The 23,904-nt window shown below is 71.4% G+C and carries 26 protein-coding genes and 1 pseudogene; 22 read left to right on the plus strand and 5 right to left on the minus strand.

Annotated features, from left to right (window positions below; all coding sequences use genetic code 11):
- The first annotated feature begins 52 nt into the window (after positions 1-52).
- Together ACFYO2_RS02405 and ACFYO2_RS02410 are read left to right on the plus strand one after the other, a co-directional pair.
- On the plus strand, positions 53-682 hold the full coding sequence (locus ACFYO2_RS02405) for a TetR family transcriptional regulator (protein ID WP_388342860.1): 630 nt from the start codon (positions 53-55) through the stop codon (positions 680-682).
- A gap of 92 nt (positions 683-774) precedes the next feature.
- Positions 775-993, plus strand: coding sequence for a hypothetical protein (locus ACFYO2_RS02410; RefSeq protein ID WP_388342863.1), 219 nt, complete (start codon positions 775-777; stop codon positions 991-993).
- On the opposite strand, the gene ACFYO2_RS02415 is transcribed toward ACFYO2_RS02410, so the two are convergent.
- Entirely contained in the window at positions 974-1,462 is a 489-nt protein-coding gene (locus tag ACFYO2_RS02415) for a GNAT family N-acetyltransferase (RefSeq protein ID WP_388342866.1), read from the minus strand. The genes ACFYO2_RS02410 and ACFYO2_RS02415 overlap by 20 nt on opposite strands.
- A 71-nt stretch (positions 1,463-1,533) precedes the next feature.
- Here ACFYO2_RS02415 and ACFYO2_RS02420 point away from each other — a divergent pair, with 71 nt between their 5' ends.
- From ACFYO2_RS02420 to ACFYO2_RS02430, 3 genes and pseudogenes are all read left to right on the plus strand, one after another.
- Entirely contained in the window at positions 1,534-2,430 is an 897-nt protein-coding gene (locus tag ACFYO2_RS02420) for a TIGR01777 family oxidoreductase (protein ID WP_388342868.1), read from the plus strand.
- Positions 2,431-2,624: 194 nt separating this feature from the next.
- Positions 2,625-2,756, plus strand: a pseudogene (locus tag ACFYO2_RS02425) (NAD(P)-binding protein); the annotation flags it as partial.
- Between the two features lie 303 nt (positions 2,757-3,059).
- On the plus strand, positions 3,060-4,463 hold the full coding sequence (locus ACFYO2_RS02430) for an FAD-dependent oxidoreductase (RefSeq protein ID WP_388343957.1): 1,404 nt from the start codon (positions 3,060-3,062) through the stop codon (positions 4,461-4,463).
- Positions 4,464-4,553: 90 nt separating this feature from the next.
- Here ACFYO2_RS02430 and ACFYO2_RS02435 read toward each other — a convergent pair whose 3' ends face one another.
- On the minus strand, positions 4,554-6,026 hold the full coding sequence (locus ACFYO2_RS02435) for a regulator (RefSeq protein ID WP_388342871.1): 1,473 nt from the start codon (positions 6,024-6,026) through the stop codon (positions 4,554-4,556).
- 175 nt (positions 6,027-6,201) lie between these two features.
- On the opposite strand from ACFYO2_RS02435, the gene lipB reads away from it, so the two are divergent.
- The 4 genes from lipB to ACFYO2_RS02455 all read left to right on the plus strand — a co-directional run bounded on the left by lipB (position 6,202) and on the right by ACFYO2_RS02455 (position 9,495).
- Entirely contained in the window at positions 6,202-7,095 is an 894-nt protein-coding gene (gene lipB, locus ACFYO2_RS02440) for a lipoyl(octanoyl) transferase LipB (protein ID WP_388342873.1), read from the plus strand.
- Positions 7,096-7,275: 180 nt separating this feature from the next.
- Complete coding sequence (gene lipA / locus ACFYO2_RS02445; RefSeq protein WP_388342875.1) at positions 7,276-8,241, plus strand: lipoyl synthase; 966 nt, start codon at positions 7,276-7,278, stop codon at positions 8,239-8,241.
- 280 nt (positions 8,242-8,521) lie between these two features.
- On the plus strand, positions 8,522-8,722 hold the full coding sequence (locus ACFYO2_RS02450; RefSeq protein ID WP_388342878.1) for a hypothetical protein: 201 nt from the start codon (positions 8,522-8,524) through the stop codon (positions 8,720-8,722).
- A 71-nt stretch (positions 8,723-8,793) separates the two neighbouring features.
- On the plus strand, positions 8,794-9,495 hold the full coding sequence (locus ACFYO2_RS02455) for a DUF4191 domain-containing protein (protein WP_388342880.1): 702 nt from the start codon (positions 8,794-8,796) through the stop codon (positions 9,493-9,495).
- Positions 9,496-9,629: 134 nt separating this feature from the next.
- Here the strand turns inward: ACFYO2_RS02455 and ACFYO2_RS02460 are convergent, their stop codons facing one another.
- The gene (locus tag ACFYO2_RS02460) at positions 9,630-10,097 is read right to left on the minus strand and encodes an RDD family protein (RefSeq protein ID WP_388342882.1); all 468 of its coding nucleotides are present in this window, start codon (positions 10,095-10,097) and stop codon (positions 9,630-9,632) included.
- 200 nt (positions 10,098-10,297) lie between these two features.
- Between ACFYO2_RS02460 and glnA the strand changes: the two genes are divergently transcribed.
- From glnA to ACFYO2_RS02480, 4 genes are all read left to right on the plus strand, one after another.
- Positions 10,298-11,707, plus strand: coding sequence for a type I glutamate--ammonia ligase (gene glnA / locus ACFYO2_RS02465; protein ID WP_388342885.1), 1,410 nt, complete (start codon positions 10,298-10,300; stop codon positions 11,705-11,707).
- Positions 11,708-11,958: 251 nt separating this feature from the next.
- Positions 11,959-12,216, plus strand: a complete 258-nt coding sequence (locus tag ACFYO2_RS02470) for a hypothetical protein (RefSeq protein ID WP_388342888.1) — start codon at positions 11,959-11,961, stop codon at positions 12,214-12,216.
- A gap of 225 nt (positions 12,217-12,441) precedes the next feature.
- A complete protein-coding gene (gene htpX / locus ACFYO2_RS02475; protein WP_388342890.1) occupies positions 12,442-13,362 on the plus strand; it encodes a zinc metalloprotease HtpX in 921 nt (306 codons plus the stop codon).
- Positions 13,363-13,364: 2 nt separating this feature from the next.
- Positions 13,365-13,949, plus strand: a complete 585-nt coding sequence (locus tag ACFYO2_RS02480) for a hypothetical protein (RefSeq protein WP_388342892.1) — start codon at positions 13,365-13,367, stop codon at positions 13,947-13,949.
- Positions 13,950-14,018: 69 nt separating this feature from the next.
- On the opposite strand, the gene ACFYO2_RS02485 is transcribed toward ACFYO2_RS02480, so the two are convergent.
- Entirely contained in the window at positions 14,019-14,300 is a 282-nt protein-coding gene (locus tag ACFYO2_RS02485; RefSeq protein WP_388342894.1) for a hypothetical protein, read from the minus strand.
- A gap of 241 nt (positions 14,301-14,541) precedes the next feature.
- On the opposite strand from ACFYO2_RS02485, the gene ACFYO2_RS02490 reads away from it, so the two are divergent.
- Complete coding sequence (locus ACFYO2_RS02490) at positions 14,542-16,176, plus strand: alpha/beta fold hydrolase (protein WP_388342897.1); 1,635 nt, start codon at positions 14,542-14,544, stop codon at positions 16,174-16,176.
- A gap of 270 nt (positions 16,177-16,446) precedes the next feature.
- Positions 16,447-17,631, plus strand: coding sequence for a winged helix DNA-binding domain-containing protein (locus ACFYO2_RS02495; RefSeq protein WP_388342899.1), 1,185 nt, complete (start codon positions 16,447-16,449; stop codon positions 17,629-17,631).
- 265 nt (positions 17,632-17,896) lie between these two features.
- Here ACFYO2_RS02495 and ACFYO2_RS02500 read toward each other — a convergent pair whose 3' ends face one another.
- Complete coding sequence (locus ACFYO2_RS02500; RefSeq protein WP_388342902.1) at positions 17,897-18,211, minus strand: hypothetical protein; 315 nt, start codon at positions 18,209-18,211, stop codon at positions 17,897-17,899.
- A gap of 174 nt (positions 18,212-18,385) precedes the next feature.
- On the opposite strand from ACFYO2_RS02500, the gene ACFYO2_RS02505 reads away from it, so the two are divergent.
- From ACFYO2_RS02505 to ACFYO2_RS02535, 7 genes are all read left to right on the plus strand, one after another.
- A complete protein-coding gene (locus tag ACFYO2_RS02505; protein WP_388342905.1) occupies positions 18,386-18,745 on the plus strand; it encodes an arsenate reductase family protein in 360 nt (119 codons plus the stop codon).
- A gap of 58 nt (positions 18,746-18,803) precedes the next feature.
- Positions 18,804-19,622 carry a hypothetical protein gene (locus tag ACFYO2_RS02510; protein WP_388342909.1) on the plus strand — a complete coding sequence of 273 codons (819 nt, stop codon included), beginning with the start codon at positions 18,804-18,806 and terminating at the stop codon, positions 19,620-19,622.
- A 107-nt stretch (positions 19,623-19,729) separates the two neighbouring features.
- On the plus strand, positions 19,730-20,419 hold the full coding sequence (locus tag ACFYO2_RS02515; protein WP_388342911.1) for a hypothetical protein: 690 nt from the start codon (positions 19,730-19,732) through the stop codon (positions 20,417-20,419).
- A 388-nt stretch (positions 20,420-20,807) separates the two neighbouring features.
- On the plus strand, positions 20,808-21,836 hold the full coding sequence (gene glnII, locus ACFYO2_RS02520) for a glutamine synthetase (protein WP_388342914.1): 1,029 nt from the start codon (positions 20,808-20,810) through the stop codon (positions 21,834-21,836).
- A gap of 144 nt (positions 21,837-21,980) precedes the next feature.
- Positions 21,981-22,103 carry a hypothetical protein gene (locus ACFYO2_RS02525; protein WP_388342916.1) on the plus strand — a complete coding sequence of 41 codons (123 nt, stop codon included), beginning with the start codon at positions 21,981-21,983 and terminating at the stop codon, positions 22,101-22,103.
- Between the two features lie 80 nt (positions 22,104-22,183).
- On the plus strand, positions 22,184-22,759 hold the full coding sequence (locus tag ACFYO2_RS02530) for a winged helix-turn-helix domain-containing protein (protein WP_388342919.1): 576 nt from the start codon (positions 22,184-22,186) through the stop codon (positions 22,757-22,759).
- Between the two features lie 63 nt (positions 22,760-22,822).
- Positions 22,823-23,857 (plus strand): NAD-dependent epimerase/dehydratase family protein, encoded by a 1,035-nt coding sequence (locus ACFYO2_RS02535; RefSeq protein ID WP_388342922.1) that lies wholly within the window; start codon positions 22,823-22,825, stop codon positions 23,855-23,857.
- Positions 23,858-23,904: the final 47 nt, after the last annotated feature.

Genomic DNA, 23,904 nt, shown 5'->3' on the forward strand with positions numbered 1-23,904 from the left:
GCCATGTTGCCCAAACACGCCGATCGCGGCGTCTCGGCGTACGCTTCCACGGGTGAGCTCCAGGCCCCCCTCGCTGACCGAGCGCCGCAAGGCGGCGACCCAGCTGGACATCGCGCGCGCCGCCGCCGAGCTCTTCACCGAGCGCGGCCCGGACGGCACGACGGCTGAGGAGATCGCCGAGCGGGCCGGGGTCGCGCTGCGCACCTTCTACCGCTACTTCCGCAACAAGCAGGACGCCGTGGGCCCCCTGCTCGCCGCCGGCGGCGACCGCTGGCGGGCGCTGCTCGCGGCGACCGAGCCGGGCGCGGCCGTGCCCGAGTCGCTGGAGCGGGCGATGCGGGAGGCGCTGGCCGCGCCGGACGAGCACGCGGCCGAGGGTCTCCGGCAGACACGGGAGCTGCTGCGGGCGGCCGCCGCCGACCCGGCCCTGCGTGCCGTCTGGTATCGGGTGCACCAGGAGTCCGAGGAGAAGCTGATCCCCGTACTGACGCGGCTGGCGGGCCTGGACGCCAAGGAGCTGGAGACCCGCCTGGCCGCGGCCGCGGCCACCGACGCCATCCGGGTGGCGCTGGAGGTCTGGGCCGCCACGGACGCCGACCTGACCGGACCGGGGTCGCCCGCCGAGCTGGCCGGGCGGTGCCTGCGGAAACTGATGGGCGGGATGCGGTCACTGACGGCGTGACCGGCCGGGCAGGCGCCGGCTCCCGCCCCTCGCGTCGCCCTCGTACGGATCAATGCCCTGCGCCGGGGCACCCCTGGGCGACCCTCTGAGCCATGTCACGTACTTTCGCCGTGCTCCGACCCGCCACTTCGGCCCTCGTCTCCCTGCTCGCCCTCACCGCCGCGGCTCCGGCGCCGGATTCCGGCGGCAAGGGCTGGGTGCTCGCCGGTTTCGCCACGGCGGCCGCGCCGGCGGGGGTGCCCATGTTTCTGGTGGCGCGCAGGCGTCGTGCGACCGCCTCGGCGGACCAGGTCAGAGACTGCGGCCCATGAGCACGTCGTCGACGTACCGGTCCTCCAGGAAGAACTCCTCGGGCAGCACACCCTCCACGACGAAGCCCTCGGCCTCGTAGAGCTTGCGGGCCGGCGTGTTGTGGCCGAGCACACGCAGGGTGATCCGGCGTGCCCCCTGCTGCCGGGCCTCGTCCTGTGCGGCCCGCAGCAGCGCCCGGCCGACCCCTGCGCCGCGCGCCTCCTCGGCGACGGCGAGGCCCTGGATCTGGCGGACGTGGGTGTTGCAGGCGAGCGAGGTCGGGTAGCCGATGCGGATGTAGCCGACGATGCTGCCGCCGAGCTCCGCGACCAGATGGTCCCGCGGGCCGAACCGCTCGTTGAAGAAGGGGTCGTACGGCGGCTGCGGACGGGGTTGCACGGCGTGCTGCGGGGACCAGGTGGCGCGGTCGAGGCGGCCCAGCGGTTCCTCGTCGTCCGGGGTGGCGTGGCGTATGTGGGGTACCGGCATGACCGTCACCCTACGGCGGGCACACCGGAAACAGACCCGGATTTTATTCACCTACCAGGCAGAATGAGATCATGGAACTTTCAAGAATTGCCGTGTCCGGCGCCTCCGGCCTCATCGGCAGCGCTCTCGTGCGGTCGCTGACGGCCGACGGACACGAGGTGGTGCGCCTGGTGCGCCGGGAGCCCAGGACGCCGGACGAGGTTCGCTGGGATCCGGAGCGGAAGTACGTCGACACGGCCGGGCTCGCCGGGTGCGACGCGGTGGTCAACCTGGCCGGCGCGAACGTGGGGTCGCGCCGCTGGACGGACGCGTACAAGGCGAAGATCCGGGCCGGCCGGGTGCTGGGCACGGCCGCCCTCGCCGAGGCGGTCGCGTCCCTGGACCGGCCGCCGCGGGTCTTCGTCAACGGCAGCGCGATGGGCATCTACGGCGAGACCGGCGACCGGGCCGTCGACGAGGACGCCCCGCCCGGGGTGGGCTTCCTGCCCGAGCTGTGCGTGGAGTGGGAGTCAGCCGCGGCGCCGGCCGAGGCGGCGGGCGTGCGGACGGCGTTCGCCCGGACGGGCCTGGTGGTGTCCCGGAAGGGCGGGGCGTGGGGGCGGCTGTTTCCGTTGTTCCTGGCGGGGCTCGGCGGGCGGATGGGGGACGGACGGCAGTACTGGTCGTTCGTCTCGCTGCACGACGAGGTGGCCGCGATCCGGCATCTCATGGACACCGACGGTCTGTCGGGGCCGTTCAACGTGACCGCCCCGCACCCGCTGACGAACAGTGAGATCACCGCGGCGATGGGGCGCGTACTGCACCGGCCGACCGTGTTCACGGTGCCCGCGCCCGTGCTGCGGGCCGTGCTCGGTGAGATGGCCGGGGACGTGCTGGGCAGCCAACGGGTGTTGCCGATGCGGCTGTTGGAGTCGGGGTTCACCTTCGCGTTCCCGGAGATCGAGGAGGCGATCCGGGCGGCGAGGTGACTCTTGCGATCGTATGCGACCGTCGTGCGACCGTGCCCTGTCGATGCGCGACTGCCCCGGACCGATCACGGCCCTACCCTCGACCCGAACTCGGGTATCCCCGGAGCCAGTTGGGGGCCTGACGTCTCCACCGGCCGCGCAACCTCGAGGAGGGGCCCGTGCTTGAGCCCGCGTACCAGGCGGACGTCGTGATCGTGGGAGCCGGGGTCGCCGGGCTGTCCGCGGCGCATCGGCTGACCAGCGCAGGAGTGACGACCGCGGTGCTGGAGGCCGCCCCCTGTGTGGGCGGCCGGATGACGACGGAGAAGGTCGACGGCTTCCGGCTCGACCGCGTCGGACAGCTGCTGTCCACGGCGTATCCCGAACTACGGCTGACACCAGGGCTCGACGGGCTCGTGCTGCGGCCCTTCGCACCGGGCGTCCTGCTGCACTGCGACGGCCGCCACCACCAAGCCGGCCCGCCCCCGAACGCGGGGGGCGCACGGGGCGCACTCCACGCGGTGCGCGCCCTTGCAAACGCCCCCAGGCCGGCCTCCGCACCGAAGGGCCGGGGCGTGCCGCGGCAGGGCTCCTCCGCGTCCGCGGGCTGGGGTGATCCGGAGCCGGCTGCCCCGCCGAGGGGCCGGGGGGTGCCTCGACCGGGCGTCGGGTCGAGGGGAGCCGCTTCGCCGGGCGCGGCGCCAAAGGCCCGGGGTGTTCCTTGGCGGGGGGCCGGGGCGAAGAACCGGGGTGGCGCCCAGTCGGGCGCCGATGCGAAAAGCCGGGGTAGTGCTCGGTCGGGCGCCGAGGCGAACAGCCCGGGTCGCGCCCCATCAGGCACCGGAGCCCGAACCCCGATCGGCACCCAGCCGGACACCGGAGTGAACAGCGCGGATCGTGCTCGGTCGGGCGCCGGGGCGCGGAGCCGAGGCATTGCCTGGCCAGGCGGCGGGTCGAACGGCCGGGGTGTTTCACCGCCTGGCCCCGGGGCCGAGAGTCACGGTGTTCCTCCGTCGGGCTGGGCGCCCAAGACCCGGTCGGTGTATGGCGCCGGTGCCGGCCGCGGTGGAGCCTGGGGGTCCCGGGCGCCCCGGGGAACCGCCCCGCTCGGCACCGCCGTCGACCAGGCCCGGCTCGGCGCCGCGCTGTCCCGGATCGCGAACACCCCCGTGGAGCGTCTCCTGGCCCGCCCGGAACTGCCCGCCGGGCAGGCCCTCGCCGCCCGCGGTGTACCGGCCCGCACGATCGACGGATTCCTGCGTCCGCTGCTCGCGGCCCTGCTGTGCGACCCGGAGCTGACCACGTCCAGCCGGTGCGCGGACCTGGCGCTGCGGGCGTTCGCGGGTGGGCGGCTGTGCGTGCCGGAGGGCGGCGCCGAGGTGCTGCCGGAGCTGCTCGCGCAGACGCTGCCGCCGGGCACCGTGCACACCGGCGTCCGGGTCACCTCGATCTCCACGACCTCGGTGACGACGGCCGAGCACGGCGAGATCCGCTGCCGGGCCGTCCTGATCGCGACCGACGCCCGCGCCGCCGCCGAGCTGATGCCCGGCCTGCGGGTACCGGACTTCCACCCGGTGACGGTGGTCCACCACACGACGGACGAGCCGCCGACGACGGGCGCGGCCCTGCTGCTCGACGCGGACCGGGGCGGCCCGGTCGCGCACACGGCGGTGGTCAGCCGTGTCGACCCGTCCCGCGCCCCCGCGGGCCGCACCCTCGTCTCCTCCACGGTCCTCGGCCCGCCGCCGTCCGACCTGGACACGGCCGTCCGCATGCACCTGTCCCGCCTGTACGGCACCTCCACCCGCCGGTGGGAGACCCTCGCCGTCCACCACACCGCCGAGGCGGTCCCGGTGATGCGCCCACCGCACGACCCGCGCCGCCCGGTACGGCTGCTGGCGGGCCTGTACGTGTGCGGCGACCACAGGGACACCAGCACGGTGCAGGGCGCGTTGCACTCGGCGCACCGTGCCGCCTCGGCGATCCTGGCGGATCTGGGCGTGGCCGGGTCGCTGCACCGGGCAGACCCGAGGCCGACAACAAAGGCCGCCTGAAGCGCCCCCGGAAGGGGCGCGGGGAACTGCGCGACCAGCCACAACGAACCCGCACCGGGCACACAACAGTCAGCCCTACGGCGATTTCCCCTACCCCAGGGCCGCGATCTTGTCGCGATACCCCCGTACCGGCGCCGCGTCCTTGTACGGCTCCAGCCGCCGCTCGAAGTCCCGTACGTACTCGACGGCCCGCACCGAGCGCATCTCCGCCGCCTGGCCGGCGGCCTCCGCGCCCAGTGCGCAGGCCTGGTCGAGTTCGCCGAGGCCGAGGCGGGCGGAGGCGAGGACGACTCGGCAGAACAGGCGGCTGCGGGCGTAGGAGGGGGCGCGCAGTTGCAGGGAGCGCTCGGCGTGCTGGGCGGCCGAGCGGAACTGCTGGAGGTCCCGGTGGCAGTGCCCGAACTCGTCGGCGAGCTGTGCCTCGTCGAAGAAGCGGGCCCAGTGCGGGACTTCGTCACCGGGCCGGGCCGCCTCCAGGGCGCGCTCGGCCCGTACCAGCGACCCGGTGCAGGCACGCACCTCGCCGAGCACCCCGTGCCCGCGCGCCTCGGCGGCGTGCAGCAGCGCCTGGACGACGGGCGGGGCGTTGGTCCCCACCCCCTGCTGCGCCACCCGCGCGAGCTGCACGGCCTCGCGCCCGTGCCCGAGGTAGACGGCCTGCCGGCTCATCGTGACCAGCACATACGAGCCGTACGCCCGGTCCCCGGCCGCCTGCGCGAGCCGCAGCGCCTGCACGAAGTAGCGCTGGGCGAGGCCGTGCGCGGTGATGTCGTACGACGTCCAGCCCGCGAGCCTCGTGAGGTCGGCGGCGGCGGCGAACAGGCGGCGGCCGGTCTGCTCGCCGTAGGTGCCGCGCAGCATCGGCTCGCACTCGTGCTCCAGGTAGCGCACGAGGGCCTGGCGGGCGTGGCCGCCGCCGTACATGTCGTCGAGGGAGCGGAACAGCTCGCCGACCGAGCGGAGCGCGGCGATGTCGCCGCCCGTGACCTTCTGGCCGGGACCGCGCTCGGCCTGGCCGCGCTGGCGGCGCCCGCCCGGACGTCCCTGCGCGGGGACGGTGGGGGCCCCTCCCGCTCGAACGAAGTCGCGAGTGGGGGAGGGCGCCTCGCCGCGGGCCACCCTGTCGTCGGGCCGTCCGATCAGCCAGTCCCGGCTCGGGACGACCAGGCCGGCCGGAGTGAACGCGATCTTGCGGAGTTCGGCGTGGCTGCCGGTGTCCTTGCGCCACAGCCCGCTGATGATGTCGACGGCCTCCTCGGGCGTGGCGGCGAACTCCAGGCCCGCGTAGACGGGGGCGCAGGCGTCGAGTCCGAGGTCCTGGGCGGTGAGCCTGCGGCCGAGACGGCGGGTGAAGACCTCGGCGATGAGGGCGGGGGTGGTGCCGCGGGGCTGCTGGCCTCGCAGCCACCGGGTCACGGATGTCTTGTCGTATCTGAGGTCAAGCCCGTGTTCGAGACCGAGCTGGTCAACGCGACGGGCGAGACCCGCGTTGGAGAACCCCGCTTCTGCGATGAGCGCGGCGAGCTGGCGGTTGGGAGTGCGCTGCGCGGGTCGTTCCGTCATCTGCGGTGCGGTCTCCTGCCTTCGGGCCTCGCTGAGGCCGCTTCGTGCCTGCGGTGCCTGCGGTGCCCGGATTGCCTGTGAGCAGCCCTTATGGCCTCTGTGAACGGCGCGAATGTAGCGGAGAGTGAGCAGACGATCGCACACTTCGACGCTCGTTCATCCGATCGTGTGAGGATTGGCCGCACGGCTGACGCGCGACGCTCGGTCGTACAGTGACGTAGGCACGCTTTGTGCCTTACGACCTGCCAGGGCTTCTAGGGAGGCGCTTGCCGTGAGTGAGTTGCGGTTCGTCCGGATGGGATTCGGTGCGGACGCCGTCGAGTACCAGGAGGCGTGGGACGAACAGCGCCGGGTGCACGCGGCACGGTTCGCCGACGAGATCGCCGACACCGTTCTGCTCCTGGAGCACCCGCCGGTCTACACGGCCGGCCGGCGCACGGCGGACAGCGAGCGACCGCTCGACGGCACTCCCGTCATCGACGTCGACCGCGGCGGCAAGATCACCTGGCACGGTCCGGGCCAGCTGGTCGGCTATCCCATCCAGAAGCTCCCGCGTCCGGTGGACGTCGTGGCGCACGTACGGCGCCTTGAGGAGGCCCTGATCCGCACCTGCGCGGAGTTCGGCCTGGAGACCTCCCGGGTCGAGGGCCGCAGCGGGGTGTGGGTGCTCGGCGACCCGGTCGAGCAGCGGCCGTCGCTCGGTGGGCTGTCCCTGGACTTCGACCCGCGGCTGCACGACGAGGAGTTCGACCCGCGCATGAACGGGCCGGAGTACGCCCCCTCCAACGCCGGTCAGCGCCGCGAGGACCGCAAGATCGCCGCGATCGGCATCCGCGTGGCCAAGGGCGTCACGATGCACGGATTCGCGCTGAACGTGAACCCGGACAACCGGTGGTTCGACCGGATCATCCCGTGCGGGATCCGCGACGCGGGCGTCGCCTCCCTCACGAACGAGCTCGGGCGTGACGTCACGATCGACGAGGTGCTGCCCGTCGTGGAGCGGCACCTTCTGGATGTGCTGGAGAACGCGGACTTGAAACCGCGGGTGGTCGAGCGGGCACCGGCGTAACCCGACCGTCCTGGGGGCTCCGCCCCCTGGACCCCCGGCCTTCGCCCACCTCGGACAAAAGTGACCTTCGCCCCGGGCATGGAATTCCCCACGGTTCCGCACGGTTGCCCACCCCGGGGACCGAAAACGCACGGGCGTACCCTGGTGTACGCCGAAGAATCGAAGCTACAGGGAGCCGATGTGTCCGCAGTCGCACCCGACGGACGCAAGATGCTGCGCCTGGAGGTCCGCAACAGCCAGACCCCCATCGAGCGCAAGCCCGAGTGGATCAAGACCCGGGCGAAAATGGGTCCCGAATACACCAAGATGCAGAACCTCGTGAAGAGCGAGGGCCTGCACACGGTCTGCCAGGAAGCCGGCTGCCCCAACATCTACGAGTGCTGGGAAGACCGCGAGGCCACCTTCCTCATCGGCGGCGACCAGTGCACCCGGCGCTGCGACTTCTGCCAGATCGACACCGGCAAGCCCGAGGCGCTGGACCGTGACGAGCCCCGGCGCGTGGGCGAGTCCGTGGTCACCATGGACCTGAACTACGCCACGATCACCGGCGTCGCCCGCGACGACCTGGAGGACGGCGGCGCCTGGCTCTACGCCGAGACGGTCCGCCAGATCCACGAGCAGACCGCCTCCCGCGAGGCCGGCCGCACCAAGGTGGAACTCCTCGCCCCGGACTTCAACGCCGTACCGGAGCTCCTGGCGGAGGTCTTCGCCTCCCGCCCCGAGGTCTTCGCGCACAACGTCGAGACGGTCCCCCGGATCTTCAAGCGCATCCGCCCCGGCTTCCGCTACGAGCGCTCGCTGAAGGTCATCACCGACGCCCGCGACTACGGCCTCGTCACCAAGTCGAACCTGATCCTCGGCATGGGCGAGACCCGCGAGGAGGTCAGCGAGGCGCTCCGGCAGCTGCACGACGCGGGCTGCGAGCTGGTGACCATCACGCAGTACCTGCGCCCGTCCGTGCGCCACCACCCCGTGGAGCGCTGGGTCAAGCCGCACGAGTTCGTGGAGCTGAAGGACGAGGCCGAGCAGATCGGCTTCTCCGGTGTGATGTCCGGTCCGCTGGTGCGTTCCTCGTACCGCGCTGGACGGCTGTACCAGATGGCCGTCGAGAAGCGGGGCTCGTACGTCGCCTCGCAGGCCGTCTGACCCCCTGACACACCGTCACCCACCTTGCCCGACAAGGAGTGACCCAAGCGTGTGAATTCACGCACAAGAGGCTACCCGTCGGTAGTGACCGATATGACGCGGTCCTGACCGTCCTCGCTGATGAGGGCGCATGTCAGGGCCGCGTCGGCGTTCAAGGGCTCCGCATCCAGGCTTCATTGGCGTTTGACCGGCCGGTCACGCCCTGGTAACACCAATCAGTGACGCTGGACTTACACCACGTACACCCATACCCGCAGCTGTATCGAGGGGGACCTCCATCATGCAGGCCGCGCCCGTACGCGCCACACCGATTCCGACGTTCACCGACGCACTCCGCGCCGTCGAGTCCCTGCTCATGAGCAGCGGCCAGCGCACCGCCCGTCGCAATGCCTGGACGTCCGTCCTGGAGGACCGCCGCCGCGCCAAGGACCGGGTCGAGGTCCAGCGCGTCCTCGAGCAGACGTTCACCGTACGCCCCTGAAGCACCCCCGTTCCCCCTCCTGAGGGCACCGCCGTCGTCGTGCACTCCCCGGGCCACGTAGACTTCGTGCCATGGCGAGGAAGGACACGGCAGCGGACGCTGCGAATCCCGGGCGACTCAAGCAGATCGCTCTGACCTACAAGATGACCCGCAAGGCCGACAAGAAGATCGGTCTTGTACTCGCGGCTGTCGGAATCGTCACCTTCGGTGCCTTCCTCGCGATCGGTTTCTTGATCGGTCACCCCATCTATCTCGGCATTCTGGGCCTCCTGCTCGCCTTCCTCGCGTCGGCGATCGTGTTCGGGCGCCGGGCCGAGCGAGCGGCCTTCGGGCAAATGGAGGGCCAGCCGGGCGCGGCGGCAGCGGTACTGGACAACATCGGCCGGGGCTGGACGACCACCCCCGCGGTGGCGATGAACCGCAGTCAGGACGTGGTGCACCGGGCCGTCGGCAAGGCCGGCATCGTCCTGGTCGCCGAGGGCAACCCGAACCGGGTCAAGAGCCTGCTGGCCGCCGAGAAGAAGAAGATGAACCGCATCGTCGCGGACGTGCCGGTGCACGACCTGATGGTGGGCACCGGCGAGAGCCAGGTCGAGCTGAAGAAGCTGCGCACGACCATGCTGAAGCTGCCGCGCGTGCTGACCGGTCCGCAGGTGACAGCCACCAACGACCGGCTGCGTGCCCTCGGTGACCTGATGAGCAACATGCCGCTGCCGAAGGGGCCGATGCCGAAGGGCATGAAGCTCCCGAAGGGCGGACCGAAGGCCCGCTGACTCCCTCGTACACGAAGGGGGGCGCCCGGATCACTCCGGGCGCCCCCCTTCGTCGTGTTCGTCGTAGAGGCGCATTCGTCGAGTTCGTCGAGTTCGTCGAGTTCGTCGAGTTCGTCGAGTTCGTCGAGGAGACGCTAGATGCGTACTTCCACCGTGCGGGCCAGCCGGTCGTGCAGGCCGCGGCCGTCGCGGTCCCAGATCAGGGCGGGGATGGCGAGGCAGAGCAGGGCCGTGCGGAGCAGGGCGCGGGCGGGGCTGACGCGGCCGGTGTCGACGGCGACCACGCGCAGGCCGAAGAGTCGCTTGCCCGGGGTGAAGCCGACGGTGCCCACGGTCAGGGCGCCGAGCAGGAAGAAGACGAGGAGTGCCCAGTTGCTGGTCGCCTGGTCGTAGCCGTGCGTGATGAGACCGTATGCGATCAAGAGGCACAGGCCCCAGTCGACGGCGATGGCACCGAGGCGCCGACCGGGACGGGCGATCGAACCCGGTCCCTCCTCCGGCAGACCGAGCTGCTCGCCCCGGTATCCGAAGTCGACACCGGCTTCTTCCGCGGCCGCGCGCGGTCCGGAAAGCCACGATCCGATTGCATGCCTGTTGTCCACCCGTCCACGGTACTGTGCCCGTTTCGCCATACGGACAGGTGGGGTAGGCGCGACGATGTCCGGTTAACTTGTGCGAAACAAATGGGTCACGCCTGAGAAATCACCCGTACCTAGGGTCGAGGTCAGCGTGTGCCACCGCACTGGCCGCACGAACGAACTACCACCCCGGCACGGGAACGGCCGGGAGTAGGAGGAGCTGGATGTTCCAGAACGCCGACGAGGCCAAGAAGTTCATCGCGGACGAGGACGTCAAGTTCATCGACGTCCGCTTCTGCGACCTGCCGGGCGTCATGCAGCACTTCACGGTGCCCGTCGAGTCGTTCGACCCGGACGAGGAGCTGGCCTTCGACGGATCCTCGATCCGCGGCTTCCAGGCCATTCACGAGTCCGACATGGCGCTGCGCGCGGACCTGTCGACCGCCCGGGTCGACGCCTTCCGCCGTGACAAGACGCTGAACATCAACTTCTTCATCCACGACCCGATCACCGGCGAGCAGTACAGCCGTGACCCGCGCAACGTTGCGAAGAAGGCCGAGGCGTACCTGGCGTCGACCGGGATCGCGGACACCGCGTACTTCGGTCCCGAGGCCGAGTTCTACGTCTTCGACTCCGTCCGCTTCGCGACCACCGCGAACGAGTCCTTCTACCACATCGACTCCGAGGCCGGCGCCTGGAACACCGGCGCCCTCGAGGACAACCGTGGTTACAAGGTCCGCTACAAGGGCGGCTACTTCCCGGTCCCGCCGGTCGACCACTTCGCCGACCTGCGTGCCGAGATCTCCCTGGAGCTGGGCAAGGCCGGCCTGCGGGTCGAGCGCCAGCACCACGAGGTGGGAACCGCCGGCCAGGCCGAGATCAACTACAAGTTCAACACGCTGCTCGCCGCGGCCGACGACCTCCAGCTCTTCAAGTACATCGTGAAGAACGTGGCCTGGCGCAACGGCAAGACCGCGACCTTCATGCCGAAGCCGATCTTCGGCGACAACGGCTCGGGCATGCACGTCCACCAGTCGCTGTGGGCGAACGGCGACCCGCTGTTCTACGACGAGGCCGGTTACGCGGGCCTGTCGGACACCGCCCGCTTCTACATCGGCGGCATCCTCAAGCACGCCCCGTCGCTGCTGGCCTTCACCAACCCGACGGTGAACTCGTACCACCGTCTGGTGCCGGGCTTCGAGGCGCCGATCAACCTGGTGTACTCGCAGCGCAACCGCTCCGCGGCCATGCGTATCCCGATCACGGGCTCCAACCCGAAGGCCAAGCGCGTCGAGTTCCGTGCGCCCGACTCCTCCGGCAACCCGTACCTGGCCTTCTCGGCCCTGCTGCTCGCGGGCCTGGACGGCATCAAGAACAAGATCGAGCCGGCCGAGCCGATCGACAAGGACCTGTACGAGCTGGCTCCCGAGGAGCACGCGAGCGTGGCGCAGGTCCCGACGTCCCTCCCGGCCGTCCTCGCCTCCCTCGAAGCCGACCACGAGTTCCTCCTCCAGGGCGACGTCTTCACGCCGGACCTGATCGAGACGTGGATCGACTTCAAGCGCGCCAACGAGATCGCGCCGCTCCAGCTGCGTCCGCACCCGCACGAGTTCGAGCTCTACTTCGACGTGTGATCGACGCGCCTCACCAGCGCTTCAGGGCCGCCACCCGTGAGGGGGCGGCCCTGCCGCGTTGCCGGGGCCGCTCGGCACGCGGTCACTCCGCCGGCGACTCGGGCACCCGCCAAGTGATCCGGAGGACCGGGACCCTCCGGCCGGGCGGAACATGGGCTGATCCCTCGCTTCACAGACCTGTCATGGTCAGGGGATCATCCTTGCTGACACTGACACGGTTGTTCGACCCAGACATGGGAGAGGTAACGGGGATGCACGAACAGGACGACGCGGAGCGGGAGTTCGACCTCAAGTGGGCCGACAACGCCGAGCACAAGGAGCCCTCCGCGCGGGCCAGGATGCTGGCCGCGCGCTGGAAGGAGAACCCGCCCGAGCCGCAGCCGTTCCGCGCCGATCCCGACCCGGCGGGGCCGCGCCGGTCGTCGTGGATGTCGACGGTCATCGTGCTCGGGAGTGTGGCGGCGATCATCCTGCTGCTGGGATACGCCAACTTCCGGGCGCCGTACTAGAGATGCGCGAGGACGCCGACGACCCGCTGTGCCCCCATGGCCAGGTCGCGTAGGAAACCGGCCTCCCGGGAGCCCCAGCGAGTACGTGCTGAAGGGAGGAAGTGGGAGCCCGGATCGGGGGCTGAGCCTTTGCTGGTCCTAGGGGTGATCGCGACCGCTTCATGGGACGGGGCGGGTGCACACTGGGCTGTGGGGCGAGTGCCTGACTGCTGAGGGTGATGCAACATGCAGAGCCGCTTTCGGAGCGACCGGCGGTTGACCGTACGGATGACGGTCACGATGTTTCTGCTCGGGCTGTTGTACGTGGCCTTCGTCGCGGCGCTGGTCGTGCTGTTGAAGTCGTGGGTGCTGGTCGTGGTGGTCGCGGCGGCGATGCTTGGCGCGCAGTACTGGTTCTCCGACCGGATCGCGCTGTTCGCGATGCGTGGACGGGTCGTGGAGCGGGAGGAGTACCCCGAGCTGCATGCCGTCGTCGACCGGCTGTGTGCCCTGGCGGACATGCCCAAGCCGGTGGTCGCCGTGTCGGAGATGGACATGCCGAACGCGTTCGCGACCGGACGGAACGCCGACAACGCCGTCGTCTGCGTGACGACCGGGCTGCTGCGGCGGCTGGAGCCGGCGGAGCTGGAGGGCGTCCTCGCGCACGAGCTGTCGCATGTGGCGCACAAGGATGTCGCCGTGATCACCATCGCCTCGTTCCTCGGCGTGATCGCGGGGCTGATCGTGCGGTTCGCGTTCTACTCGCAGCTGTTCGGCGGGGGCCGCAGGGACCAGAACACCGCCGTGGTCTTCGCCGCCGTGATGGGGGTGTCGGCGACCGTGTACGCGATCAGCTTCCTGCTGATCAGGGCCCTGTCCCGGTACCGGGAGCTGGCGGCGGACCGGGCGGCGGCGCTGCTCACCGGCCGGCCCTCGGCGCTGGCGTCCGCGCTCACCAAGGTCACCGGCGACATCGCCCGCATCCCCAGCAAGGACCTGCGCACGGCCCAGGCGTTCAACGCCTTCTACTTCACCCCCGCGCTGGGCGCCGAGCCGGGAGTGGCGCGGCTCTTCTCCACCCACCCGAGCCTGGAGCAGCGGCTGGAGCAGCTGGGGCGGATCTCCGGTGAGCTGGGCGAGGCGGCGAGGCCGGGGAGGTCGGGCTGAGGATGGGGCTGCTGGACATCCTGCTCGGCCGCACGAAGCCGGTCGCACCCGATCTCGACCAGCTCTTCGCGCTGCCGTCGGCGGCTGTGACGCTGGAGGCGGCAGCCTCCTTCACGCCGACCGGGCGGGGTGCGGTGTGCTTCGCCACGGTGGAAGGCGCGGCCTTCGAGCAGACGCACCGCGAGGTCCAGGCCCTGCTCGACGCGGACACGGACCGCGACGGGCCGCCGGTGGAGCTGCGGCGGGACGGCTACGGGTATTCGTGGCTGGTGTCTGAGCGCACTCCCGACCAGCTGCCGCTGCTGGTCAACGACCTGCACGCGGTGAACAGCTCGATGGAGGTCAACGGCTTCGGGCCGCAACTGCTGTGCTCCCTGGCCGGGTTCCAGGATCCGGAGGGCCGGTCGCTGGCGCTGGTCTACCTCTACAAGCGCGGCACCTTCTACCCGTTCGCGCCGCTGCCCGGCCAGGGGCAGCGGCGCGACAACGCACTGGAACTGCGGGTGAAGGCGGCGCTGGGGGACGATCTGCGGATCGAGCCCGACCTGAGCCGCTGGTTCCCGGTGTGGGGCGCCCCCGGGCTGTGACGACGACCGAGGGCCGCCGGGATCACCGAGATCACCGAGATCACGAGGCTACCGAGATCATCAGCAGTCTCACTTGCTCTTCCCGCGCTCCTGACGGCGTGCCTCGAAGGGGTGCTCACGGCGGTAGCGGCGCTCCCACTTGGCCTGCTTGTCACGGCGGTCGCGATACGCGCGGTAGCTCGAGGGCCTGGGCCCCGCCGAGGATCCCCCCGTCGACGACGAGGGCGCGGACGCGCCGCGTCCGTACTGCATGTACAGGAAGAGCACGGCGACGGCGGCGAGCCACCAGATGTGGTTTCCGAATCCGAGAACGACCAGGACGACGGTCCCGGATGTGACGATGGTGCCCATGACGGGCCTCCGTGGGCGTGGTTGGTCCGAGCGGTGATCGGTGCTCCGACGGGGCGCCGGGGGTGGGCGGCCGTCCGTCGGTGCGTAGAGAGTAGCCCCGGGTCCGCGGGGTGATGCCTGTCCTGCGGTACCCGGTGGTGGGCACTTCCTCGACGCTTGTCCAGCGTAGGGAGGCGGTCACTGGGCGTGCATCTCCTTTTATTCGTCGCCGCCGACCACGACCTCGCAGAAGAATGGGCGCATGAGCGAGCCCTCCTTCTTCACATACGGTCACGCCGGTGAACAGCTCAGTGGCGTGTACGGCGGTGACGACGGTGGTCCGGACCGGGCCACCGTCGTTCTGCTGCACGGAGCGGGCAACGGCACCAAGGAGCGGTTGCTCCCGCTGTTGGCGGAGTTCGTGGCGCACGGCTGCCGCGGACTCGCCTTCGACTTCTCCGGGCACGGCGAAAGCACGGGGACCTTACGGGAGTTGAGCCTGCGTCGGCGCTTCGAGCAGGCGGTGGCGGTCGTCGACGCGGTCGTCCCGGCGGGCGGGCCGCTGATCCTGGTCGGGTTCAGCATGAGCGGCCAGACGGTCGCCGACCTCGCCGCGCACTACGGCGACCGGGTCACGGCGCTCGGGCTGTGCGCTCCCGCGGTGTACGCGGGCGAGGTGTGGGACGTGCCGTTCGGGGCGGGCGACGACCGGTTCAGCGCGATCATCCGCACCCCCGGGAGCTGGCGTACGTCACCCGCACTCGACGTGCTCCGGGCGTACGAGGGGCGTGCGGTGCTCGCGGTCCCGGGGACGGACGCGGTGATCCCGCCCGAGGTGACCGAGGCCGTGCAGGACGCGCTGTGCGCTCGCGCGCAGTTCACGCGCCTTGAACTGCCGAACGCGGACCACCACTTGGGGCTGTGGCTGCGGGATCACACCGAGGACCGGCGGGAGTTCGTGTCGGCCGTTCTCGCCCAGGGCTGGGCGGCGACCCGGTCCTGGCTGGCCAAGCAGCTCCCTGAGGGGCGTACGGTCCGTGAGAGCCTTCCGCTGGCCGGCGGTTGGAGCTCTCAGATGCGCCGCCTCACCCTCGACGACGGCACCGGGCTGGTGCTGCGGACCTTCGTGAAGCCGTTCTTCCGCCTGCATGCCCCGGGGCTGCTGACCCGCGAGGCGGCCGTCCTGGCGCTCCTCGCCGGGCAGGACGGCATTCCCGCCGCGCGGCCGGTCGCCGTCGACGCGTCGGCCGAACTCTGCGACCACCCCTCGCTGTTGATGTCGCTGCTCCCGGGCCGGGTGCGCGTCGACGAGGACGACACCGCCGAGCTGGAGCGGCGCCTGGACCTGCTGGCGGCGCAACTCGTGCGGATCCACGAGGTCGTACCTGACGATCGCCCGCGCCTGTACCAGGCGTGGACGTCACCGGAGCGGGCGGTCGTCCCGTCGGGGGCGCCGTGGGAGCGGGCGGTGGACGTGATCCGCCGCGAACCCCCGTCCTACGAGGGCTGTTTCCTGCACCGGGACTTCCACCCGGGGAACGTCCTCTTCGACGGCGGCGGCGACGGACTGCGGGTCAGCGGAGTCGTCGACTGGGTCGAGACGTCGTGGGGCCCCGCCGATCTGGACGTCGCCCACTGCTCGACGGCCCTGGCCCTGCTGCACGGCCCCGGGTACGGACTCGGCTTCCGCGCCCGCTACGAGGCGCACGGCGGCCGCCGCCTCGCCGACGGACCCGACCACCTGTACTGGCGCCTGCTGGACGCCCTCGGCTACGCCCCCGACGCGGCGAAGCTCGCGGGTCCCTGGCGGGAGCTGGGCCGGACCGACCTGACGGCCGAGGTGCTGGGCGGGCGGCTGGAGGCGTATGTGACCGGACTGCTGGAGGCGTACGCCTGATGGTGGTCCGGTCGGCGTAGGCGAGGGCGAAGTCGGCGAGGCGCGTTCGAGGGCGGCCGCACCACCCAGGTAGCCGGCGGTCGCGATGCGGTCGCCGGAACGGGCGGGTGCGCGGGCCGGCGCCGTGCCGCACCGCCGGGCGCACGCCGCGAGGTCGGCGGGATCATCCCGGCGACGCCCCGGTGCCCCGGCGCGGCGGACGGCGATCGAGTGACGGCAGCCGGGCCTCGGGGCGGTCCGATTGTCAGTGCCGTCGGGGAGGATGCCGGTATGGGTGACGAGGAGCGGTACTTCGGCGTGGCGGAGCGGCGGGCGCGGCTCGCACTGCGGCACCGGCTGGCCGGGGCAGCACGGGCGGCGAGTCCTGAGGAGGTCGCCGACTGGCTGGTCGCGCTGCACGGCTCGGACCCCGCGGCGGTGTACCTGGCCGTGGGCGCGCGGCTGGCGGACCCGGCGAGGACCGTGTCGGAGACCGGCCGGGCGCTGTACGAGGACCGTGCGCTGGTCCGTATGCACGGCATGCGGCACACGGTCTTCGTGTTCCCGACGGATCTGACCGCGGTCGTGCACGCCTCCACGGGCCTCACGGTCGCCGCACGGGAGCGGGCCAAGCTGCTGAAGGACATGGCGAAGGCCGGCGCGCCGGACGCGGCCTGGCTGAAGGAGGTGGAGGAGTCGGCGCTGTCCGCGTTGGCGCGGCGCGGGCAGGCGACGGCGGCGGAGCTCGCCGAGGACGAGCCGAGGCTGCGGGAGCAGTTCGTGTACGCGGCCGGGAAGAGCTACCAGGGCGTCCACACCGTCTCGACGCGGCTGCTGAAGGTGCTGGGCGTCGAGGGCAAGGTCGTCCGGGGCCGGCCGCTCGGCTCGTGGACGTCCAGCCAGTTCCGCTGGGCGTTGGCCCCCGCGCACCCCGAACTGAACGAGGCTGAGGCCCAGGCATCCCTGCTCGGGCGCTGGCTCGCCGCGTGCGGCCCGGCCACGGAGGCCGACCTCAAGTGGTGGACGGGGTGGAGAGTGACCGACGTCCGCCGGGCGTTGGCGGCGATCGGGGCGCGGCCGGTGTCCCTGGACGAGGGTGTGGGGTACGTCGTCGAAGGCGACGTCGGCCCGGTGGCGGAGCCGGCCGAGCCCTGGGCCGCGCTGCTGCCGGCGCTCGATCCCACGGCGATGGGCTGGCAGCAGCGGGACTGGTATCTGGCGCCGGAGTTGCGGCCCGCGTTGTTCGACTACAGCGGCAACGTGGGGCCGACGGTGTGGTGGAACGGCCGGGTGGTGGGCGGGTGGGCCCAGCGGGCCGACGGGGAGATCGTGTGGCGGTTGCTCGACACGGAGGGGGTGGGGCGCGATGCGGAGGCGGCGATCGAGGCGGAGGCGGAGCGGTTGCGGGGGTGGGTGGGGATGACGAGGGTGACGCCGCGGTTCCGGACGCCGGTGGAGAAGGAGTTGTCGGCGTAGGTAGGCGATGGGGCGATTCTGCACCGGCGGTTTCTCGCCCCCGCCGCCCCTTCCCGTCCCGTCCCCAGGGGGCTGCGCCCCCCTGGAACCCCCGGCCTTCGCCCGCCCACCACCCGAATCGGTAGGAGGAGTGGTGAGCCATTCAGCTGACCGAGTCGGGTGGTGGGTTGGGCAAAGGTACGGGGGTCTGGGGCCGGAGCCCCCAGGGACGGCAACGTCGGCGCCGGGTGCCCCGTACAGACACAGGGCACCCGGCGCCAGACGCTCACCGCGAGTAACGCATCAACGCCCGCACCATGTGGCACGTCGTGTCCGACGGCGGGTGGACGCCGATCGACTCCGCCGTGCTCCGTATCGTCTCGTTGCGGGCCTGGTTGGGCATGAAGACGCCCGAGTCGAGCAGGGCGATCGCGAGGCGCATCGCCTTGAGGCGGCGGTTGTGGCTGACGTACCACTCACGCGGACGCCCCGGCGGCAGCGGGCGCTTCTCCACGGGTGCGTACGGCATGTCGAGCAGCACGGAGCGCTTCGCGGTGGACTGGGTGGGCAACGGCTTCGGCTTCAGTGCGGCAGCGGGCACAGGCATCCTCCTGTCGCGGTCAGGGCATCGACCCCGGGGATCTCGACACCCCGGCGACACCCTCGAACACTGCTTCTATTCTACTGCCCGGCACTGACAAAAGGCCCTGGCCACAAGGCTTTCGGGGGTGCTGGGGCGCGGGTGAAGGACGGGTTTTCGCGTACCGTGGGCCGTATGGAGATCTGGATCAACCCGGCCTGTTCGAAGTGCCGCAGCGCGCTCACCCTGCTCGACGCGGAGGGCGCGGACTACACCGTCCGCCGCTATCTGGAGGACGTGCCGAGCGAGGACGAGATCCGGGACGTCCTGGATCGCCTCGGTCTCGAACCCTGGGACATCTCCCGCACCCAGGAGGCCGCGGCGAAGGAGCTCGGCCTCAAGGACTGGCCGCGGGAGGAGACGTCGCGCGAGCGTTGGATCACCGCCCTCGCCGAGCATCCGAAGCTGATCCAGCGTCCGATCATCACCGCGGAGGACGGTACGGCGGTGGTGGCCCGCACCGACGAGGCCGTACGGGACGCCTTGTCCCGATAGTCAACCGTTTGTCGGGCGGCGGGAGTTGAGGGCGCTCGCACTGTTACCCTCCGCCGCCATGACCTTCGGTGATCAAGGAATGCCCCCGCGCACCCCCGACCCGTACGCTCAGTGGGTGGCCGAGCAGGAGCGAATACGCAGAAGCCGCCGCACCCGGCGCGCGGTCGCCGCCGGCACGGGAGTCGTCCTCGTGGCCGCGATCGCCGCGGGCGCCGTGACGTACGCGGGCGGCGGCGAGGGGGACGAAGCGACGACGACGACGGCCCCGCTGACATCGGCCGGCACGGACTCCGGCGCCCCTGTCCCCTCCGTCACCGCCTCCCTCCCCTCCGACGCCCCGACCGCCCTGCCCTCCCTCCTGGCGCGGCCCGTCATCCGGCCCGAGCGGGCGTTTCCCCAGCAGAACGTGCGCCTCAAGGACGGTTCCCGGCACCACCGTGTCGACCTCGCCACCACGACGGACTGCGCCCGCGGCGTGTCTCCCGAGCTGGCCGCCCTGCTCGAACAGGGCGAGGGCTGCGTCCGGTTGACGGCCGCACTGTTCACGGACACCGAGCGGCGTTCGCAGGTGACGGTCAGCGTGCTGAGTTTCCGGCGCGTCCAGGAGGCCTCGGCGGTGTTCACGCTGGCCTCGATGGATCCGGTGACGTATCAGGTGGTCTCGCTCGACCCGCCGTCCGAGGCGGGGCGGCCGACCGTGCCGCCCGGTTCGGCGGGGGTCTTCCGGCGGCTGATGACCGTGCGCTCGGTGGTGTTCGCGAACGGGCAGTGGGCCGACGGGGCGGAGACCGGGGAGGAGGAACTCACGCGCCAGACCGAGGGGCTGCTCCGGTACGTCAACGACACCGTGGCGGCCTACGAGCAGGGGAAGAGCTGACGCCGGTGTGATGCGCACCACTTTGGTGACTCCTGTAACCACTGAGTAACTTCGTTCGGTATCTCGTACATGACGGCGTACGCTCCCCTACCTCTCAGGAGCCGCGCATGTCACGCAAGAGAACGCTGGGCACGAAGAAGAAGCTCGCGCTGCTGGCGGGAGCCGCGACGGTGGCGGGAGGCGGCGCCTTCGTCATGGCGGCCACCTCGAACGCCGCGCAGTCCCCGCAGACGGCGGCCGAGTCGACCGTCTGCCAAGGACTCGCCACCGCCCTCGGCAACAACCAGCGGTTCATCGACGGCCAGCGGGCCGCCCCGGACGCGCAGTCCGAGGCCCGGATCGCCAACCGCGAGGCCGTCATCGCACAGATCAAGGTGCAGCAGGAGGCGTCCGGGTGCGTCGTCGGGGAGTCGGCTCAGGGCTCCCAGGCGACGCAGCCGGCACAGGCGGCCACGCCGGCCGCACCGGCCGCGTCACCCGCCCGGACCACGCCGGCCGCACCGGCCGCGTCACCCGCCCGGACCACGCCGCCCGCGCAGGCCGCCTCCGGCCAGCAGGTGTGCAACGGCTCGACCGTCACCCTGTCCGGCGAGGACGGCGCCCCGGCCGCGTCCAGCAACCAGTTCCCGGCCGGCACGAAGCTGAAGGTCACCAACCTGGACAACCGGAAGTCCACGACGGTGGAGGTCACCTCGGTCTCCGGCAGCTGTGTCCTGCTCAACAACGCGGCTTTCGAACAGGTGCGGGAGCCCGGCAAGTTCCTGATCCGCCGGGCAGTGATCGAGAAGGTGGGGTGATGCCAGGACGCCGGTAACCGTACGTGTCACCGGTCCCGCCACCCCCGGCCAGGGGTGGCGGGACCGGCATGTCCGCGTCCCGGACGCCCCGGCGCCCGTACCTCAACCCCATCGCATACGAGCCGCCTCGGCGCTTCATTTCGCAGCCCCTTTCCGCGCCCCGTTCCGCGGCGCTCCGAATGCCGCTCTCCGTGGCCCTCTGCGCGCCGTGCGGCCCCTCACAGCGTGAGTCGCGCCACAGCACGACCAGGTAACACGGGGTTCACATTCGAGCAATGACCGGGAAATCGCCTGTTGACAGGCTGCCTGGCATTGAAAGCGGTGCCCCAGTGCCGCAGCGCCGCAGCACCCGCAAGTGCGTCTAGACACACCCCGAAGGAAGTGGCCCGTGACCTTCAAGGCTGAGTACATCTGGATCGACGGCACCCAGCCGACGGCCAAGCTCCGTTCCAAGACGAAGATAATGGCCGATGGCGACAAGGGTGCCGAGCTGCCGATCTGGGGCTTCGACGGGTCTTCCACGAACCAGGCCGAGGGCCACTCCTCGGACCGTGTCCTCAAGCCGGTCTTCTCCTGCCCCGACCCGATCCGCGGCGGCGACGACATCCTCGTCCTGTGCGAGGTCCTCAACATCGACATGACGCCGCACGAGTCCAACACCCGTGCCGCGCTGGTCGAGGTCGCCGAGAAGTTCGCCGCCCAGGAGCCGATCTTCGGCATCGAGCAGGAGTACACGTTCTTCCAGGACGGCTACCCGCTGGGCTTCCCCAAGGGCGGCTTCCCGGCCCCGCAGGGCGGCTACTACTGCGGTGTCGGCGCCGACGAGATCTTCGGCCGTGACGTCGTCGAGGCGCACCTGGAGAACTGCCTGAAGGCGGGCCTCGCGATCTCCGGCATCAACGCCGAGGTCATGCCGGGCCAGTGGGAGTTCCAGGTCGGCCCGGTCTCCCCGCTGGAGGTCTCCGACCACCTGTGGGTGGCCCGCTGGCTGCTCTACCGCACCGCCGAGGACTTCGGCGTCGCCGCGACGCTGGACCCGAAGCCGGTGAAGGGCGACTGGAACGGCGCCGGTGCGCACACCAACTTCTCCACCAAGGCGATGCGCGAGGGCTACGAGGCCATCATCACCGCCTGCGAGTCGCTCGGTGAGGGCTCGAAGCCGCTCGACCACGTCAAGCACTACGGCGCCGGCATCGACGACCGCCTGACCGGTCTGCACGAGACCGCCCCGTGGAACGAGTACTCCTACGGCGTCTCCAACCGTGGTGCCTCGGTCCGCATCCCGTGGCAGGTCGAGAAGGACGGCAAGGGCTACATCGAGGACCGCCGCCCGAACGCCAACGTCGACCCGTACCTGGTCACCCGACTGATCGTCGACACCTGCTGCTCCGCGCTGGAGAAGGCCGGACAGATCTGATTCCCGCAGCTTCCCGGAAGGGGCGCCCGCCATCTCGGCGGGCGCCCCTTCCGCGTGTCGGACGAGAGCGACTTCACGCCAGGCAGGTGTCCAAGCAGTGGGAGGAGGCTCCTGTTGCGGGCTTGTGTCTGCTTCAATGGGGGCATGGCCAGCTTCCAGAACCACACCTCGACGGGTCGCCATGACCTCGAGCCGTTCTGGCCTTCCCGTCAGCACCACGACTTCGACCGGGTGTGTCGCCGCGCGATGAACGCGCCGGCCCTCTAAAGCCGTACATCCCGGCCTTCGGCCAGCGCGCACGACGTACGTTCCCCTCGTCGGACCTCGCGCGAAAGAGCTGACATCTCATGGCGACCACTCGTTCCCTGTCCACCGCCGTTCCCTCCTCCCCCGACGGTTCGCGTCATCGGCTGCGGGCCGTCGACCGGGACGAGGTGATCGACGTCGCGGAGTTCCTGCCGCCGGGTGCCACCTGGCTGCCCGCTCCCCCGCACACCCTGCCCACCCTGCCGGGCCGGCCGCCGATGATCGGCTACCTGGTGCTCGTCCCGGCCGACCAGCAGCCGCCGTTCCTGCCCGTGGCGGTGCCTGACGCGCCGGAGGCCGGCGAGCCCGGCGCCGACGCCGTCGACCCGCTCGTCCGCATCGACACCGTGCAGCGCACGGCCGAGGTGAACGGGCGCGAACTCGACCTCACCTACCTGGAGTTCGAGCTGCTCGCGCATCTGGTGACCCACCCCCACCGGGTGCACACCCGCGACCAGCTGGTCACCACGGTGTGGGGGTACGGCCATGTCGGCGACGGCCGCACGGTCGACGTCCACATCGCCCGGCTGCGCCGCAAACTCGGCTCCGAGAACCGCCGGGCGATCCAGACGGTGCGCCGGGTCGGCTACAAGTACGCGCCGCCGACCGGGCGTTGACCCCGCTCTGCCGACGGCAGATCGGGGTTCCCTCCCGCGGCCGAGCGGGGCACAGTCACCGGCATGAGACTTCTGATGCTGGGCGGTACGGAGTTCGCGGGACGGGCCGTCGTCGAGGCGGCCCTCGGGCGCGGCTGGGAGGTGACCGTCTTCCACCGGGGGCGCCACGAGCCTCCGGCCGGCGTGCGGTCGCTGCACGGCGACCGCACCGCGCCCGACGGTCTCGCCGTCCTGGCCGGAGCGGACGGCGACTGGGACGTGGTCGTCGACACCTGGTCGGCGGCGCCCCGGGCGGTGCACGAGGCGGCGCGGCTGCTGCGGGGTCGCACCGAGCGGTATGTGTACGTGTCGAGCAGCTCGGTGTACGCCTGGGCCCCGCCCGCCGGGTACGCCGAGGACGCGCCCCTGGTCGAGGGCGCCGAGCCGGACGCCGACACGACCGACTACGCCCGCGACAAGCGCGGCGCCGAGCTGGCCGTCGTCGACGCCTTCGGCGAGGAGGACTCCGTCCTCGTACGGGCCGGGCTGATCCTCGGCCCGTACGAGAACGTCGGCCGGCTGCCCTGGTGGCTGAACCGGATCGCCCGCGGCGGCCCGGTCCTCGCGCCGGGCCCGCGGGAGCTGCCCCTGCAGTACGTCGACGTCCGCGACCTCGCCGAGTGGATCCTCGGGGCGGTCGAGCGGGGGCTGAGCGGGCCGTTCAACCTGAAGAGCATTCAAGGGCACGCGACGATGGGCGAGTTGCTCCAGGCGTGCGTCCAGGTAACCGGTTCGGACGCCGAACTGCGCTGGACCGAGCCGGAGATCGTCCTCGGCGCGGGCATCGAGCCGTGGACGCAGCTGCCGGTGTGGGTGCCGCCGGGCACGGACATGCACGACGCGCTGCACGCCGCGGACGTCTCGCGTGCGGTGGCGACGGGACTGTCCTGCCGCCCGGTCGGGGAGACCGTCGCCGACACCTGGGGCTGGCTGCGGGCGATCGGCGGGACGGCGCCGCAGCGCCCGGACCGGCCGTCCCTGGGTCTGGACCCGGAGGTGGAGGCCAAGGTACTCGCGAGTGGACCCGACGTGGGTGGTGTACCTGACACCACCCCCTGACCGGGGGCTTCGGGCCAGTGCCCGCGCCGAAGAGGTCGGCCAGACTG

Origin of the sequence: Streptomyces sp. NPDC006602 (genome assembly GCF_042870385.1) — a bacterium.
Taxonomy (GTDB): Bacteria; Actinomycetota; Actinomycetes; order Streptomycetales; family Streptomycetaceae; genus Streptomyces.